This window comes from Paenibacillus sp. FSL L8-0641, from assembly GCF_038006265.1.
GTDB lineage: Bacteria > Bacillota > Bacilli > Paenibacillales > Paenibacillaceae > Paenibacillus > Paenibacillus polymyxa_D.
In genome coordinates this window covers 3,310,210-3,326,207 of sequence record NZ_JBBOUW010000001.1, presented here as the reverse complement: position 1 = coordinate 3,326,207, position 15,998 = coordinate 3,310,210, and the positions used below count along the sequence as shown (strand labels likewise).

Sequence of the window (15,998 nt, the reverse complement as noted above, 5' to 3'; positions counted from 1 at the left end):
AAAACAATTAAATGAAAAGGATGGTCGTCACATCGTGACCTATGATATACTGTTTTAGACATAAAATGTTCACAATTTAAATCAACCAGTAAACCAAAGGAATCTATCTGCTTTATTGATTTTTGTAAGCGTTATCTTGTCCTGTGTATTTCTCATTAATCCATTGTGAGGAGGCTGAACGCATGAAGATTGAAGAACTCCAGACTGTAGTTCCCACATCCAACATGGGCCCGTATGAACAAGCTTACAACAACTTTCAGTGGGAGGATGCAGAGCGTCATTTTACGTGGTATGAAACAGGCAAGGTAAATATGGCACATGAAGCCATTGATCGACATGTACAGGAAGGACGGGGTGAGAAAGCGGCACTATTGTATTGTGACGCAAACCGTCATGAAACCTACACCTTCTCTCAGCTTCGTGCTAGCTCTAACAGGTTCGGAAATGTGCTGCGCAAATACGGTATTGGTAAAGGGGAGCGGGTGTTTATTTTCATGCCACGTTCACCTGAGCTGGTTATTAGTTTACTTGGTGTTCTAAAGGTAGGGGCTGTTGTCGGTCCATTGTTTGAGGCGTTTATGGAAACTGCGGTTAAGGATCGATTGGAGGATAGTGGGGCAGTGGCATTAGTGACCACACCTGCGCTTCTGTCACGGGTAAAACGTGAGGAGCTTCCTGAGCTACGGCATATTTTTGTGGTTGGTGATATGGATGAACGCGAGCAGGGAATTATCGATTTTGAGACAGAAATGCTTACGTCCTCAGAGGAACTTGAGCCTGAATGGTTGGGTCGTGAAGATGGATTAATTATTCACTATACATCAGGCTCAACAAGCAAGCCCAAAGGCGTGTATCATGTGCAAAATGCAATGATTCAGCATTACTATACTGGCAAAATGGTGCTGGATTTGCGGGAAGATGATGTGTATTGGTGTACTGCTGATCCTGGCTGGGTCACGGGAACGTCATACGGTATTTTTGCTCCATGGCTAAATGGAGCGACGAATGTCATTCGTGGGGGGCGTTTCAGCCCGGAAGACTGGTACCGTACGATTGAGCGTCACGAAGTGACCATATGGTATAGTGCTCCTACAGCGTTTCGGATGCTGATGAGCGCAGGGGAGCAGGTTGTTTCCAAATATGATCTCAGCAGTCTGCGGCATGTATTATCCGTTGGGGAACCGCTGAATCCCGAAGTGGTGCGATGGGGATGGCAAGTATATACACAGCGCATTCATGATACTTGGTGGATGACGGAAACAGGAGCACAGTTGATCTGTAATTACCCTGAGCTGCCGATTAAGCCGGGTTCGATGGGAAAGCCACTCCCAGGTATTCAAGCAGCTATTTTGGACGACAGAGGGCAGGTGTTGCCTCCTAACCGAATGGGTCACTTGGCGATCCGTACACCATGGCCATCCATGATGAATCGTATATGGAACAATCCGAACAAGTTTCAGGAATATTTCCGCTTTCCCGGTTGGTATGTATCGGGTGATTCAGCTTACATGGATGAGGACGGATATTTCTGGTTTCAGGGTAGGATTGATGATGTCATTAACTCCTCTGGAGAGCGAATCGGCCCTTTTGAGGTGGAAAGCAAGCTTCTGGAGCATCCTGCTGTAGCGGAAGCCGGAGTCATTGGAAAACCAGATACCGTGCGGGGAGAGATTATCAAAGCTTTTGTTGCACTGCGTGAAGGCTATGCACCGTCTGAAGCTTTACAGCAGGACATCTATCGCTTCGTTAAGGAAGGGCTGTCTGCCCATGCTGCTCCACGCGAAATTGAATTTAAGGAAAAGTTACCCAAAACCCGCTCTGGTAAAATTATGAGACGCGTGTTGAAAGCCTGGGAGCTTAACCTTCCTACAGGTGACTTATCTACCATAGAGGATTGAAGTACTGTGTATATTAGAATTAAAAAAAGGAGTCTCCAAAGCCTTAATGGCTAAGGGGACTCCTATCACTTTCTACTCTTGTCTTCAGTTATGGACGGACGGCTCCGGAAGGAGCCGATTCCCCCATGGCATTCATGGAAGTGACACGAAACCAGCCTTTTGGCTTTTTCCTCGACTTATATTCAAAGCTGGTAGATGCGGTAGAGCCTATATTTGTAAAAGGCTCCGCACCGCTTTCGCTGTAATACACGTTATAGCCTGTAATAGCGTCCGCCGACTTACCTGCGCTCCATTGGAGCGCTACGGATGAGCCTGCGGCTTTAGCTTGAGGCTGTCCAGGGGCAGTAGGGACCTCTGTAGGCTGCTCACCTGTTCCATCTCCCTCGCCCGGAACGTCTGGAGACTCAGAATCTGCAGGTGGCACTACAGGTGTTGCGCTTGCTTTCGTGCTTGGACCGGACTCATGGCCGCCCACATCAACGGCGGTCACGTAGTAGCTAGAGCTGCTGCCCCCAGGGCTGTCAGAGAACACCTTGGAGCTGTCAGCCATAACGACCTTGCCAAGCCGTTGGAAGCTCCCCCCATCTGTAGAACGATACAGACGGTATCCTACGACGTCGCTGTTTCCGCTTGGGCTAAAGCTGATTATGGCTTTACCATCACTATAGCTTACGTTGACGCTAGATGGAGCGTTAGGAGCTGCTCCATCGTCCTTGCGTGGATCAATCTGAGTAGGAGCTTCCTTATCTGCATCCTGAGGCAGATAGTAGGACAACGAATTATGTCGTCTCATCACCTTAAAGGCTTGCTGAAGCTCTTTAATCAATTCTGAGATTGACTTTTCCCGTTTCCTAACGGTCCGTTCATATAACATATCATCCGGTGTACCATCGCGTGGAATATAATTCACACCTTGGTAGGTAATATATTTCGCACGACTCACACCATTTTCACTGTTTTTAGGTGGATACTTACTGTTATAAATGTCCGAACCATACGCGGATGCTGTACGGCTTACAATGCCGTCAGGTCTCTTGAAGCTGTCCGTTTGGAACAGCTGAGCATCTTTAGTTGTTACTTCATTCATGATTAGAGCCCATAAGCGGCGAGCCCGCTCTTTTTGGACTTTCGTTTCAAGCTTATTGACAGGTTGCTTGTAACCAACCCATACACCCAGTGTGACGTCAGGCGTAAAGCCCTCGAACCAAACATCAGTGTAGGATTGCGTAGTGCCTGTCTTGCCGGCAATCGGAATCTTACCGGATTGATCAAAGTTCCGCTTCACCAGTCTGCCTGTGCCCTCCGACACGGCTGTACGCAACATATCTGTCATCAGGTAGGCGGTTTGCGGTGAGAAGGCCTGCACAGGATTAGGCTGATGCTTGTATATAATATTGCCTTGCGAATCCACAATCTTTTCGATCATATAGGCGTCATTAAACACACCGCCATTTGGAATGGCTCCATATGCATTCGTAAGCTCCTCGACGGTCACCCCATGGGCCAAGCCGCCAAGTACACCCGTTTGGGCGTTGTTATCACTGGATTCCAAGGTGGTGATGCCCAGCTTCTTGGCAAAAGCCCAGGCTTTGCTGATCCCTACTTTTTCGTTAAACAGCTTGAGTGCTACCGTATTGAGCGATTGATTCAGTGCATAACGCGCCGTGACCAATCCTTGATAGCGGTTGTTAGAATTTTTCGGAATGTGATACCCATTACTGCCATCTTTCAAAATAATAGGGGCATCATCCACGATACTACCAGGCTGCACAAGACCGCTGTCCAATGCAGGGAGATAGGCAGCAATCGGTTTCATTGCCGAACCCGGCTGACGAACCATCTGGGTGGCATAATTCATCTGCTCCTTTTGGAAGTCCCGACCTTCCATCATTCCAAGAATGGCGCCTGTTTTATGCTGAATCAGAATAGCCGCTGCTTGTTCGTCACCCTTGGTTTTACTAGTGGCAGAGAAGTTATTCTTATTTTCTGCAATTTGACGCATAGATTTGTATACGCTCTTATCAATGGTGGTGTACACCATATAACCGCCTGTGCGAAGCTGCTGTTCAGCTTCTTTGAGCAAATCATTATCGTCCTTGGTTTTGGCATCTGCACTGGCATTAGCTGCTTGACCCGGATTAGTGACAGACATGAGTGCCTGCGCAGCTTGTCGTTCTGTTTCTATCATAAGATATGGATAGGTGTTATAAGCCTTAACAGTACGTGGTGCGAGAGATTTTTTGATATCAAAAGCCATCGCTTCATTATACTGTGCTTTATTGATTTTGTTCTCCTCCAGCATTCGACTGAGCACCAGGTGCTGGCGGTTGATGGCTCTTTTAAAGCCAGCTTCATTAAACTCACCCTTACCGTTGTAAGCAGAATAGGAAGAAGGAAGCTGTGGCAAACCTGCCAGATAGGCAGCCTGGGCTATATTAAGCTCGTTCAGATCATTCTCATTAAAGATACCTTTGGCCGCTGCTTTAATGCCAAAGACGTTGTAACCGCTTGAACCGTTACCAAAAGGTACTTTATTAAGATAGGCCGTAATAATTTGTTGCTTGCTTAGGAAGCGCTCAAGGCGCAGAGACAGCAAAATTTCTTTGACCTTGCGATCATCCGTGCGATCGAGATTTAGAAAGACACGACGCGCAAGCTGCTGGGTGAGGGTACTACCCCCGGTTTGTACGGATTCATGCAGCGCCTTTTGCTTCACAGCACGCAGTGTTCCCGATAGATCGACACCTTTATGCTCGTAAAAATGATTATCTTCAATGGCAATGACTGCGTCAATGACGAGTTGTGGAATCTCCTTAAACGTGACAGGTCTTCGATCTTCTTCTGTCCGGAGTTGTCCGATGGGAGAGCCATCATTGAAATAAGCGAAGCCTGTAATTGCATTCTTATCTACTTCCTGTAGGATCATGGATCTGGAACGCACGGGTTCGCTTTTTACAATAGAAGCAACATAGCCGGCGGCCGCTCCTCCTGCAAATAGTGCCCCCATAAAACCGATGATGACGACCCACTTTATGACACGGCCGAGCCTTCGCATGGTTGTCCGCAAGCGGGAAGGCTTTGGCTCTGATACATTGTTTTTTTCTTCAACCATTAAGTCTTCCTCCTTTATAACAGCCATTATTATAGCATAAAATTACAAAATGAACCCATATGCTAAAAAGCCTGTCTTTTGGTGTCGTTGACTACATAAAAGCAGTGTGTTATAAATAGGTCAAAGTAAATATCGTGAAAAGCAGAGAAAGACTTCAGTAGAAGGCGGATTCACGTTGTACAGAGAGCCGATGGGTGGTGTGAATCGGTAGCGTCCCTCCTTTGAATTACCGTCTGGAGCTGTCTGGATGAATGGAAAGCTTTTGCAGGTTTGCGAAGCACCATAGTAATCCAGTACCGGGTGTAGGCCCGTTATAGGAATGAAGTGAAAGAAATGTCTGTCTTTGACATGCGTTTCTTTAATTAGGGTGGTAACGCGAGTAGCTCCTTCTCGTCCCTTGGGATGAAAGGGGCTTTTTGGTTTGTCTAATATGTAATATTTTGGATGAAAAATAGGAGGTATACAGGATGAAGTGGGAAGAATTGAAGCCGGAGCAGCAGGTAGAGGTAGAACGACAGCTAGAGGTGATACAGCGGGGTGTAGCGGAAATTGTACCGGAGGATGAGCTGAAGCGTAAGGTGATCAAATCGGTCGTTAGCGGCGAGCCACTCAAAATTAAGCTGGGCCTTGATCCATCTGCTCCCGACATTCACATCGGACATACGGTTGTTATGCACAAACTGCGCCAGTTCCAGGAATTAGGCCATCAAGTACAACTGATTATCGGAGATTTTACAGGCAGAATTGGTGATCCGACAGGTAAATCGGAGACTCGTAAGCAACTGACTGAGGAAGATGTACAGCGCAATGCCCAAACATACAAGGAACAAATTTTTAAAATTCTCGATCCTGAAAAAACAAAGGTATTTTACAATTCCGAATGGTTAGGGCCAATGTCTTTTGCTGATGTAGTAACCCTGTCGGCCAAAGTAACGGTTGCCCGTATGTTGGAACGGGATGATTTTACCAAAAGGTACCAAAACGGTTTGCCGATCAGTATCCATGAGTTCTTTTATCCGCTGATGCAGGGCATGGATTCCGTGGCTCTCCAAAGCGATATTGAATTAGGGGGAACGGATCAGAAGTTTAATCTTCTGATGGGTAGAACCCTGCAAAAAGAATACGGAGTTGAGCCACAGGCTACTATTACTTTACCATTGCTTGAAGGGCTGGATGGAGTTCAGAAGATGAGTAAAAGCTTGGGGAATTACATTGGTGTTGATGAGGAGCCGAACGAAATATACGGAAAATCCATGTCCGTTCCTGATGAGCTGATGCTGAAATATTTTGAGCTTGCAACGGATATCAACAACGAGGAGTTGGCAGAGCTGGCGAAAGGTGTTAAGGAAGGCTCAGTGCATCCACGTGATGCCAAAATGAAGCTGGCTGGAACGTTAGTGCGCATGTACCATGGTGAAGAAGCAGAGGAAGCAGCGAAGCAGCATTTTGTGACCGTATTCCAGCAGCGCGCGCTGCCTGACGATATTGAAGAGTTCACCTTGACGGCTGATCAGTTAGAAGAAGGTGGCATTCGTGTGATCCAGTTGCTGACTCATCTGGGCTTTGCAGCATCTAACGGTGAAGCCAAGCGCAGTATTCAGCAGGGTTCGGTCAAAATTAACGAAGAGAAATGGACCGATGTGAACGAAGCATACACGCCGAAGGAAGGCGACATTGTGCAGGTAGGTAAACGGAAATTTGCTAAAATCAAGCTTGGATAATGAAAATATATTCAAAAGCAGCTCTGAGATTGTCTCGATCTCAGCGTTGCTTTTTTATTTCTGCCAAGTGAAAAGTCATGGTAAACTTAGCACAAATAATCAAACATGTAGGTGAAGAGTTATACATAATGAAAACGTGGGTTGCACAATTTGAGTGTAGGATCGATAATCAGAACAATTACGAGTGTGGGGAAGGATTATATGGACTATTTTAAACGAATTCAGTGTGCGATTGAGTTTATTGAATTGAATCTCCGGGAGGATCTAAAAATTGCCGATATTGCTTCACAGGCATGCTTTTCAGCTTTTCATTTCCAGCGGGTTTTTCAGGCCATTTCGGGTTTTACGGTTCAACAGTATATAAGAAGGAGAAGATTGTCCGAGGCGGCTGAACAGCTAAAACAATCCAATCAAAAAGTGTTGGACATTGCTATTGAGTTTCAGTACAACTCGCAAGAAGCCTTTACCCGCGCTTTTGAAAAGAATTTTGGGATCACCCCTGGGAAATATCGTAACAGTGATATTGAGCTTCCTGGACAAAGCAAAATTAATTTTCTGGATTATCAAAAAAATACGAAGGGGGATTTGGATGTGAACAAGCCAGTGATATTGCAGCTCGAAACGACCAAAATTATAGGGTATGAATATAAAACAAATCTGAATAATGAGCAGCACTATAAAGAAATTCCAGGATTTTATGGGCACTTTGGAGCCAATGAATATTTTATGTGTATCCCGAACAAGATCGCACCGGGAATGTCATATGGGGTTGCCTGTCGATTTGAAGACAATGGTGCATTTTCATTTGTGGTGGGCGAGGCAGTTGAAAAAGAGTCAAATGAACTGGCAGAGGGTTTCATATATATGGAGATTCCAGCAGGGAAGTATGCTGAGTTTGACGCTTCGGGTTCAGATGGACGGGTTCAGAATATACGAGACTTTATCTATGGCACATGGCTTCCTAATTCTAATTTTGAACGGAGGGAGGGACCAGATTTTGAAATTACGGACGTGATGAATTCCTCCTATCCAGATCATTTGAGCATGAAAGTATACATCCCCATTGAATAAAACTCTCAGGCTCGATCATAAGGAATATAAAAAAAGCACCCGAATAAATTCGGGTGCTTTTTGGTGCTAATGCAGGGATTAGCGGTTGTAGAATTCGACGATTTGTTTTTCATCGATATCTTGGGACAATTCGCCACGCTCAGGCAAACGAATGAATTTACCTTCCAGAGCTGCGTCATTGTACTCCAGGTAAGCTACCAAGTGGTTGCGGTTTTCCAAAGCTTCTTTGATGGAAGACAGGGAACGACTTCTTTCACGAAGACCGATCACGTCGCCAGGGCTTACTTGGTAAGAAGCGATGTCAACTTTTTTACCGTTCACAGTAACGTGACCGTGAGCTACCAATTGACGTGCGCCTGCACGGGAATTAGCAAAGCCAAGACGGAATACAAGGTTGTCCAGGCGGCTTTCCAGCAAGAACATAAAGTTTTCACCAGCGATACCGTGCATGTGTTGAGCTTTGTTGAACAGGGTACGGAATTGTTTTTCACCCAAGCCGTACATGTGACGCAACTTTTGTTTCTCTTGAAGCTGCATACCGTAGTTGCTGATTTTTCTCCGTTGGTTTGCACCATGTTGTCCCGGAGGGAAAGGGCGTTTCAATTCTTTACCTGTGCCGCTCAGGGAAATACCGAGACGACGGCTCAATTTAAATTTAGGACCAGTGTAACGTGCCATTATAGAGTTAACTCCTTCATAATTAAAATTTGAGTTGGGGCTCTCTTTGCGCTCCAATTTGTTCGGCGCTACCTATTAAGGTGAGACGCACTACTGACAGAAAAGTTCAGCCGCTGTCCTGTCAGCAACAAAAAAGATGAGGGTGACACAAACTGTTACGCCCAAAATTTAAGATCCGCACAGTAGATAGTTCTGCCGTACAGTCTTTTTCAATAATATATACTACATGTAAGAGTAGGTCAATGTCAAGAAGAGAAAAAGAATGAAAACGTCAAATTTTGTCGATAGGGCTTTAGAACTAAAAAAGTGGGACGAATTTCTGGAAAATGGATGCAAATTTCTAGAGTTGGGAGTAAAATAGATCATATTATGAGCTATAGTGGTGTATAGCCGCTGTCTTGGTACAGCTAATTTTGCTGTGAAGGAGCGCCTTAATATGTCGGAATTTTCAACAACGGATCAGCAAATGCTTGACAGTAAAACGGTCCAGGCTAGCGGTGCTCCGCTGTTTGATGATAAAGGATATACTTCTTTTGCCTGGCTCCAGAACATGGATATGACACCCTATGATTTCCCCTATATTAACCAGCTGCTTGTTCAAGGATATCGGAGTTGGTTACAACAGGGCAATGGTATATCCTGGATTAACGAAGAATATACTGCTGTTTTTAATTTTATAGGTGTTCGTGTTGCTGGTAAAAAAGAAGATGATGACGAGGATTTGGATTTGGTCGAACGTTGTTGCATATCTAGAGAGATGGAAGTGAGCCAGCGCAAACTTCGTGATGGAAGCCTTGCGTTTGTGTATATGGTTCCCATACTATGCCGTAATTACAAGAGCGAGCCCTTTGCCGCTCTTCGTTTTACACGGCCTGCTCAACATTCTGTCCCAAATCTGGACACATTGTTATCAGCTGCTTTACATTTTAAATCCTGCTTTTACACGAAGTTTGAGTACATATTTATGGAAGATGTCCTTGGGATGCGGAATCGAAGCGATCATGAAGGTAGACGCCGTTCTATTTTATTTCAGATTGTAAAACGGATGCATGACAAAATTGACGTAGAAGGCGTGCTGGATGAGGTATTCGGGAGCATCGCCTATTTGTTTCCCCATGTAGATATCACCTTGTATATGAGTCAGGATCGACATAGTCGCAATCCGCAGGTCAAACCTTTACTGCTGCATGAACGGGACGAAGATGTATGCGTCCGTGCATTTATGAAAGGGCAAATGGCTGTGAATGAGCCTGTCGGTACACAAGATGAAATAACTGAAATCGGCATCCCATTACGTGGTAAGCAGGGCGTATACGGTGTTTTCCATATGATTCTTCCATCGGGCGCGGATAGTATGAAAAAAGTGGATGTAGAGCTGATTGCCATGATGGCGGATACGGCTGGCACCGCATTTGAAAATGCAAAGCTGCTTGAGCAATCGAATGTACTTATCCATGAATTGCGTCTCATTAATGAACTGGTTCAGCGCTTGAATCAGAGCCTGAAGTTAAATGAAATATTTGAATTTGCCGTGCAGGAGTTATTAAAAATGTTCATGGCGGACTTTTGTTGTATTGTACAGCTTGACCAGGATGGAAACTGTTTTAAGGTCATGTCGAGTAATGTGGAAAGCTTAAGACTGGAAAGTTACCCTCTTGAAGATGGATTTGCTGGACTAATACGCTTAACAGGGGAACCAGTGATTGTGTCGGACTATAGAAAGGATGGGAAGATATCCTCTCATTTTATGGATGCGACGCACTCCCAGTCTTTGATGGCTGTACCTATGAAGACCAGCGGTACTCCTAAAGGGGTTATACTATTGTCCAGCAAGCTTCCGCACTTTTTCTCTTACGATAATTACAAAATGTTGCAAATGCTAGCCCCTCATATCGGGTTGGCGGTAACCAATGCTATGCTGCACGCTGAGGTGCGGCGGTTGGCTAATATGGATATGTTAACAGGTCTGTATGTACGTCATTATGTGGACCAAATCATTCAGCAACATCAGGAAAAGGATTTCTGTGGATCTCTTATTTTGGTAGATATTGATCAATTCAAACAGGTGAATGATACGCATGGGCATCAGACGGGTGACGAAATTTTGAAAAGCGTCAGCAATATCGTTCGTTCGGCGACTCGCGATGAGGATGTATGTGCGAGATGGGGCGGCGAGGAGCTTGCCATTTATTTACCGCAGCTGGGGGTACAGCAAGCGCTCGGATATGCAGAAAAAATACGTTACCGCGTACAGCATGAAACTGAGCCTCAGGTGACTGTTTCTTGCGGGATTGCTGAATGGAACTGGCTGGACGAGCAGATCAGTATTGAATCTTTATTTTATAGGGCTGATATGGCCTTGTACGAAGCGAAAAATGAAGGACGCAATCGAATAGTTGTTGATCATGTAGCCAATGTGTAGAGAATATTCCTAGGGAATGTTCTCTTTTTGTCTTGTATAACCCATTGCGGACAGGTAATCCTAAACGTAGCTATATCGTGTGTATGATTGAACTATAGGGATAACACGATGAAGTGAACCAGGTAGCATAACTGGCTTGAAGCAGGATTATTGCTCATGAGTACAGTTATGTTCAGGATAGGACGGATGATGGGATGCATTGGAAAAAGCAATGGATGATGCAGGTTTGTGGTGTGTTGCTTGTAATAGGTGTGTTAAGTGGTTGTGCACTGGATCGACAATATACGCCTGAGCAGATTTTTAAGAGAGCAGTTGCAGGAATGGCTGGCAAAGAGATGGTAACGTTTACTGGACGGACTGCAATTAGAGCAGACAGTGGTCTGCCAACGAATAAGCAGTTTGAATATCGCGGTAGGCTAAGAAATCACGATGAATTGACCATGCACTGGGGTTCTGCAGAGGCTTTCCGTAAGCAAGGTGGCTACACAGCTCTGAAACAAGGTAAGTCCGAGCATGATGTTACACAGGAACGTTTTATTCGTCAGAGTGGGAAATGGGTTTCGCTGACATCCGGTTATCCTCCTGTGGTTGGAAATGGTATGTTAAATCGCTTCAATCCGATTCAGGAGCTTGAGGAATTAAATACACTGAATAAGAGCATTCGTATGGAAACGGGAGCTGCCCGGGGAACTTGGGTGTTGAGGATTGAACCGGAATCTGCTTCGGCAAAGCGCTGGTTGAAAGATCGTTTAATAAAAGAAATGAATACGTTAAACCCTCAACTCGTGATATTAAAAACGCAGCAGACAGGAACGAATCGAGAGCTGCGAAAGAAGCTGAGCCAAATATGGGCGCAAAGTTGTGAGGATATGAATAACCAGCTGGAGCAATCCATTGTGCATACGGTGTATCATTTGACCATAGATCGCCAAACAGGTTTACCCTTAAAGCTTTCATCCGAATGCCAGATTACCCGACAGGGAGAAAATGAAGATCTGCATCAAGAGGCTTTGATAACCAGAGTTACTTTTGAGGACTACAAGTAACGTGGCGGGCGTGATACAATGAATTTTGAATTAACCATCGTTCAAAAAGAATGAAATAGAGAAGGAGAGACACTACATGAAAGATCCTAGAATACTTAAGCTGGCGGAAAATCTGGTAGGTTACTCTGTTGAAGTGCAGCCTGGAGAAAATGTATTAATCGAAATGATTGGTACAGAGCGCGACTTACTTAACGCCATCATTCATGAAGTTGGTAAAAAAGGTGGAAATGTTTTTGTACAACTTACAGACCGTAAGGTACAGAGCACCATGCTTCGTCACGCGACAAAGGAGATGCTGGAGACCTGGGCTGAGATTGACCTTAACCGGATGAAGCAAATGCACTGCTATATCGGAATTCGTGCAGGTGAAAATGTAAATGATTTGTCAGATGTGCCGGAAGATAAAATGAAATTGTATAATTCCATTTATCAGCATGCGGTACATAGCGAACAACGGGTGAAACACACCAAATGGGTAGTGCTGCGTTATCCGAATGACAGCATGGCTCAATTGGCGAATATCAGCACAGAAGCGTTCGAAGATTTTTATTTCGATGTGTGTAATCTGGATTATGCAAAAATGGACAAAGCTCAAGATGCATTGGCAGACCTGATGAATCGGACGGACAAGGTACGGATTAGTGGACCGGGTACGGATTTGAATTTCTCTATTAAGCAAATTGGAGCTATCAAGTGTTCAGGTCAATGTAATATCCCGGATGGCGAAGTATACAGCGCGCCTGTACGTGATTCCGTTAACGGAACGATCAGCTACAATGCACAAACCCTGTATAATGGCATTACTTTTGAAAATGTTAAATTCCGTTTTGAAAATGGTAAGATCGTGGAAGCAACGAGTAACGATACGAAGCGGCTGAATGATATTCTCGATTCTGACGAGGGAGCACGTTATATTGGCGAGTTTGCCATCGGGTTTAATCCGCACATCTTACATCCAATGAAGGATATTTTGTTTGACGAGAAAATCGCCGGCAGCTTACATTTTACACCGGGTCAAGCTTATGAAACAGCGGATAACGGTAATCGTTCATCGATCCACTGGGATTTGGTGTTGATTCAGCGTCCAGAATATGGCGGTGGTGAAATTTATTTTGACGATGTTTTGATTCGTAAAGATGGCATCTTTGTACTGCCTGAGCTGGAGCCATTAAACCCTGAAAATTTAAAATAACGATATCCGTTCTTGCTGAGAAAGCGATTTCAATGTATCATTATGGATGAGTAACGATACATGACAATTCAGTAAAGCGAGGGGTTTCTATGTCCAATAATAACGCGGCGGTTGTTGAAATTGCACAGACGGCGAGCAAGTTCACCTCTTCCATCGTCCTTCATTCCGAAAATAAGTATATTGATGTGAAAAGTATACTGGGCTTGTTTACGACCCTAGTCAGCAGCCATAGCTATGAACTACACGTTCATGGACCAGATGCGGAGGAAGCCAAGAAAGCGATCATCGAGGTGTTCGAGAAGCACGGACTTCATATTTCAGTAGCCAGCTAACTTTATTCTTGAAGCAAAAGCATCCCTACCTGTAACTGTAGGGATGCTTTTTTTGTCAGGTTCTTGTATTAGCCTGCAATTTGGTCTAATATTAAGGATAGGACGTCTTGTGCGACATTGAGACATAGGGGGGAAGAATCCATGACTTCATCTGATTTGCAGGAACAATTGAATATCAAGGCTATTAATCTGCTTCAGGAAGATGCAGATAAAATAAAGAAGCTTATTGAAGTACAGATGGAGAATCTGGCAACCCGTTATTGCCCTCTCTATGAGGAAGTGCTGGATACTCAGATGTACGGATTTTCCAAGGAAGTGGATTTTGCGGTTCGCGCTGGACTTCTTCCGGAAATGGTAGGTAAACAGCTGGTCAGTGAGCTGGAACGCAATCTGGCTATTCTATATGAGGCCATGAATAATAAGGCCAATTAGGAAGACGGTTGAATTGATGAGAGCATGCGGAGCTTGAGAGCATGCTTTTTTTGATGCCTTTTTTTATAAAATGTTCTTTTAGGATGGTAAAAGCGCATCCCCTTCCACCATCCTAATGAACATTTTAAAACCTTAAAAAGCTACACAAGGAAGAAGGATACACCTAACAATACATACACTACCAGTAGCATGAGTCCCTCATACCAGTTGGTTGAGCCGTCCTGGGTGATGGATTTGGCGATAAATACAGCGACAGCAATGGCGACCAGCTCAATTGTGGTGAAAACAATATTCATCGTGTTTCCCATAAAGTAACTGACAAAAATCAGCACGGGGGCGACAAATAACGCAATTTGCAAACTGCTGCCGACAGCAATTTCGACAGATGCACCGATTTTATTCTTCATCGCCAGTAAAATAGCAGCGCTGTGTTCGGCTGCATTACCAATAATAGCGACGAGGAAGGCACCTACGAACAATTCGCTGAGCCCAAATTGGGTCGTAAACACCTCCAGCGTACCTACCAGCCATTCGCTGACAAAAGCGACCATGACGGTAGCAAGTATCAAATAGGCAATGGATTTGTTTCTGGACCATACAGGGGCATGCTCATGTGGTAATTCTTCATCTTTTTGTTCGGTCACATCAGATAAATAGTCCTTATGCGTAATCATAGAAAAAATAAGCCACGCAATATACGCGACAATGAGCGTGCCTGCGACAATGAGGCTGAGCGTATCTGATTCGCTATCCGTGATAACGTGTGTGTTCAAAAAGACAGCTGGAACGAACAAGGCAATAACAGCCACAATCATCAGAGAACCACTTAATCCAGCCAGCGATATATTGAAATTTTGTACTTTGTACTTTAAACCGCCAGCGAACAGACTTGCTCCTAGCACCAACAGCAGATTACCGATGATAGAACCGGTAAGACTGGCCTTTACCATATCGTAAAGACCTTCTTTAACAAGAAAGATGGCGATGATCAGTTCGGCTGCGTTACCAAAGGTGGCATTTAAGAATCCACCTAAACGTTGGCCAGCATAATGCGCGACACTTTCGGTCGCCCTGCCGAGGAAACCGGCTACGAATACAACAGAAATTGCACAAATGACAAATTGGGCTATAGCGTTCCAATGTGTGTAATGAGCGACTGCGCTAAGAGCAAATGTCGCTATAAGCAAAGCGGGAGATAACCATTTTTTCAATGAAGAGCACCTCGATATCAATAGATGTGTACAAGTTTGGTGAAAGCTGTCACTTCAGCATTTTGCATAATTCGATTCCCATCGCACATAAGTACAATATATAGACGAACTAAAGCGTTTCGATCTATATATTGCTGATTGGAAAACACTCTTGGGGTTTATGCAAAATGCTCACTTGTATGGATTTTCTAAATTAATATACCCAAAATGATATAGGTTGTAAACGAAAGTTGTTTTTCATACGTAGAGTTTGCATTTGGACTGGCTGAGGCTTTACAATACAAATAAAGGATGGATGAAGGGGGACATAGGTCATGGCAGAGCAAATTCAACAACTGGAAGCAGGAAACATCAAGATTTCCAACGATGTCGTAGGTAAAATTGCCGGGATGGCCGCATTAGAGACACCGGGCATTGCTGCAATGTCAGGTGGCTTATCGGAAGGCTGGGCCAAAAGGCTGAGCGGTAAAAATGTGCAAAAAGGCGTATCAGTGGAGGTTGGACAGCTGGAAGCTGCCATTGATCTACGTATTATCGTACTCTACGAAACACCTATTCATGAGGTGTCCCGAATTCTTCAGCAAAATGTGCGAGAAGCCGTCGAAAGTATGACAGGTTTGCGGGTCGTGGAAGTGAACGTAAAAGTGGAAGGTGTGGCGTTCAAGGACGACGCCGTGTAAAGAATCAGGAACCGACAAATTGACATTTTTAATCAATTGTATACATGTCGGGAATTCCGTGGGATAACCCGAATTAAAACGCGAAAACTGGTGGTTATAGAATCGCCAGTTTTCGTTTTGTGAATCAACAGTATAGCCATTTTTGCAGAGGGCTCTCGTATTTTATACATAACCAAAAGAACTTCCAAAGCCACCGTGGTAAG

At 44.6% G+C, this 15,998-nt stretch carries 12 protein-coding genes and 1 other annotated feature; of the genes, 9 read left to right on the top strand and 3 right to left on the bottom strand.

Annotated features, from left to right (window positions below):
* The first annotated feature begins 182 nt into the window (after window positions 1-182).
* Window positions 183-1,898, top strand: coding sequence for an acetate--CoA ligase (acsA, locus tag MKY16_RS14885; RefSeq protein ID WP_340955873.1), 1,716 nt, complete (start codon window positions 183-185; stop codon window positions 1,896-1,898).
* Window positions 1,899-1,986: 88 nt separating this feature from the next.
* Here acsA and MKY16_RS14880 read toward each other — a convergent pair whose 3' ends face one another.
* On the bottom strand, window positions 1,987-5,010 hold the full coding sequence (locus MKY16_RS14880) for a transglycosylase domain-containing protein (RefSeq protein WP_340955871.1): 3,024 nt from the start codon (window positions 5,008-5,010) through the stop codon (window positions 1,987-1,989).
* Window positions 5,011-5,145: 135 nt separating this feature from the next.
* Window positions 5,146-5,411: a binding site (T-box leader), on the top strand.
* Between the two features lie 66 nt (window positions 5,412-5,477).
* Between MKY16_RS14880 and tyrS the strand changes: the two genes are divergently transcribed.
* On the top strand, window positions 5,478-6,731 hold the full coding sequence (tyrS, locus tag MKY16_RS14875; RefSeq protein WP_165150271.1) for a tyrosine--tRNA ligase: 1,254 nt from the start codon (window positions 5,478-5,480) through the stop codon (window positions 6,729-6,731).
* A gap of 201 nt (window positions 6,732-6,932) precedes the next feature.
* Window positions 6,933-7,802 carry an AraC family transcriptional regulator gene (locus MKY16_RS14870; protein WP_029517647.1) on the top strand — a complete coding sequence of 290 codons (870 nt, stop codon included), beginning with the start codon at window positions 6,933-6,935 and terminating at the stop codon, window positions 7,800-7,802.
* A gap of 78 nt (window positions 7,803-7,880) precedes the next feature.
* On the opposite strand, the gene rpsD is transcribed toward MKY16_RS14870, so the two are convergent.
* On the bottom strand, window positions 7,881-8,480 hold the full coding sequence (gene rpsD / locus MKY16_RS14865) for a 30S ribosomal protein S4 (protein WP_013310919.1): 600 nt from the start codon (window positions 8,478-8,480) through the stop codon (window positions 7,881-7,883).
* A 436-nt stretch (window positions 8,481-8,916) separates the two neighbouring features.
* Between rpsD and MKY16_RS14860 the strand changes: the two genes are divergently transcribed.
* From MKY16_RS14860 to MKY16_RS14840, 5 genes are all read left to right on the top strand, one after another.
* Complete coding sequence (locus MKY16_RS14860; RefSeq protein WP_340885835.1) at window positions 8,917-10,902, top strand: sensor domain-containing diguanylate cyclase; 1,986 nt, start codon at window positions 8,917-8,919, stop codon at window positions 10,900-10,902.
* A gap of 194 nt (window positions 10,903-11,096) precedes the next feature.
* Window positions 11,097-11,948 (top strand): hypothetical protein, encoded by an 852-nt coding sequence (locus tag MKY16_RS14855; RefSeq protein WP_340955869.1) that lies wholly within the window; start codon window positions 11,097-11,099, stop codon window positions 11,946-11,948.
* A gap of 76 nt (window positions 11,949-12,024) precedes the next feature.
* Window positions 12,025-13,140: an aminopeptidase gene (locus MKY16_RS14850; RefSeq protein WP_029517644.1), complete on the top strand. Its 1,116-nt coding sequence runs from the start codon at window positions 12,025-12,027 to the stop codon at window positions 13,138-13,140.
* 89 nt (window positions 13,141-13,229) lie between these two features.
* The gene (locus tag MKY16_RS14845; protein WP_013310915.1) at window positions 13,230-13,472 is read left to right on the top strand and encodes an HPr family phosphocarrier protein; all 243 of its coding nucleotides are present in this window, start codon (window positions 13,230-13,232) and stop codon (window positions 13,470-13,472) included.
* A gap of 141 nt (window positions 13,473-13,613) precedes the next feature.
* Complete coding sequence (locus MKY16_RS14840; RefSeq protein WP_007431028.1) at window positions 13,614-13,904, top strand: YlaN family protein; 291 nt, start codon at window positions 13,614-13,616, stop codon at window positions 13,902-13,904.
* Window positions 13,905-14,044: 140 nt separating this feature from the next.
* On the opposite strand, the gene cax is transcribed toward MKY16_RS14840, so the two are convergent.
* Window positions 14,045-15,115, bottom strand: coding sequence for a calcium/proton exchanger (cax, locus tag MKY16_RS14835; protein ID WP_029517643.1), 1,071 nt, complete (start codon window positions 15,113-15,115; stop codon window positions 14,045-14,047).
* A gap of 314 nt (window positions 15,116-15,429) precedes the next feature.
* Between cax and MKY16_RS14830 the strand changes: the two genes are divergently transcribed.
* A complete protein-coding gene (locus MKY16_RS14830) occupies window positions 15,430-15,795 on the top strand; it encodes an Asp23/Gls24 family envelope stress response protein (RefSeq protein WP_013310912.1) in 366 nt (121 codons plus the stop codon).
* The last annotated feature ends 203 nt before the right edge of the window (window positions 15,796-15,998 follow it).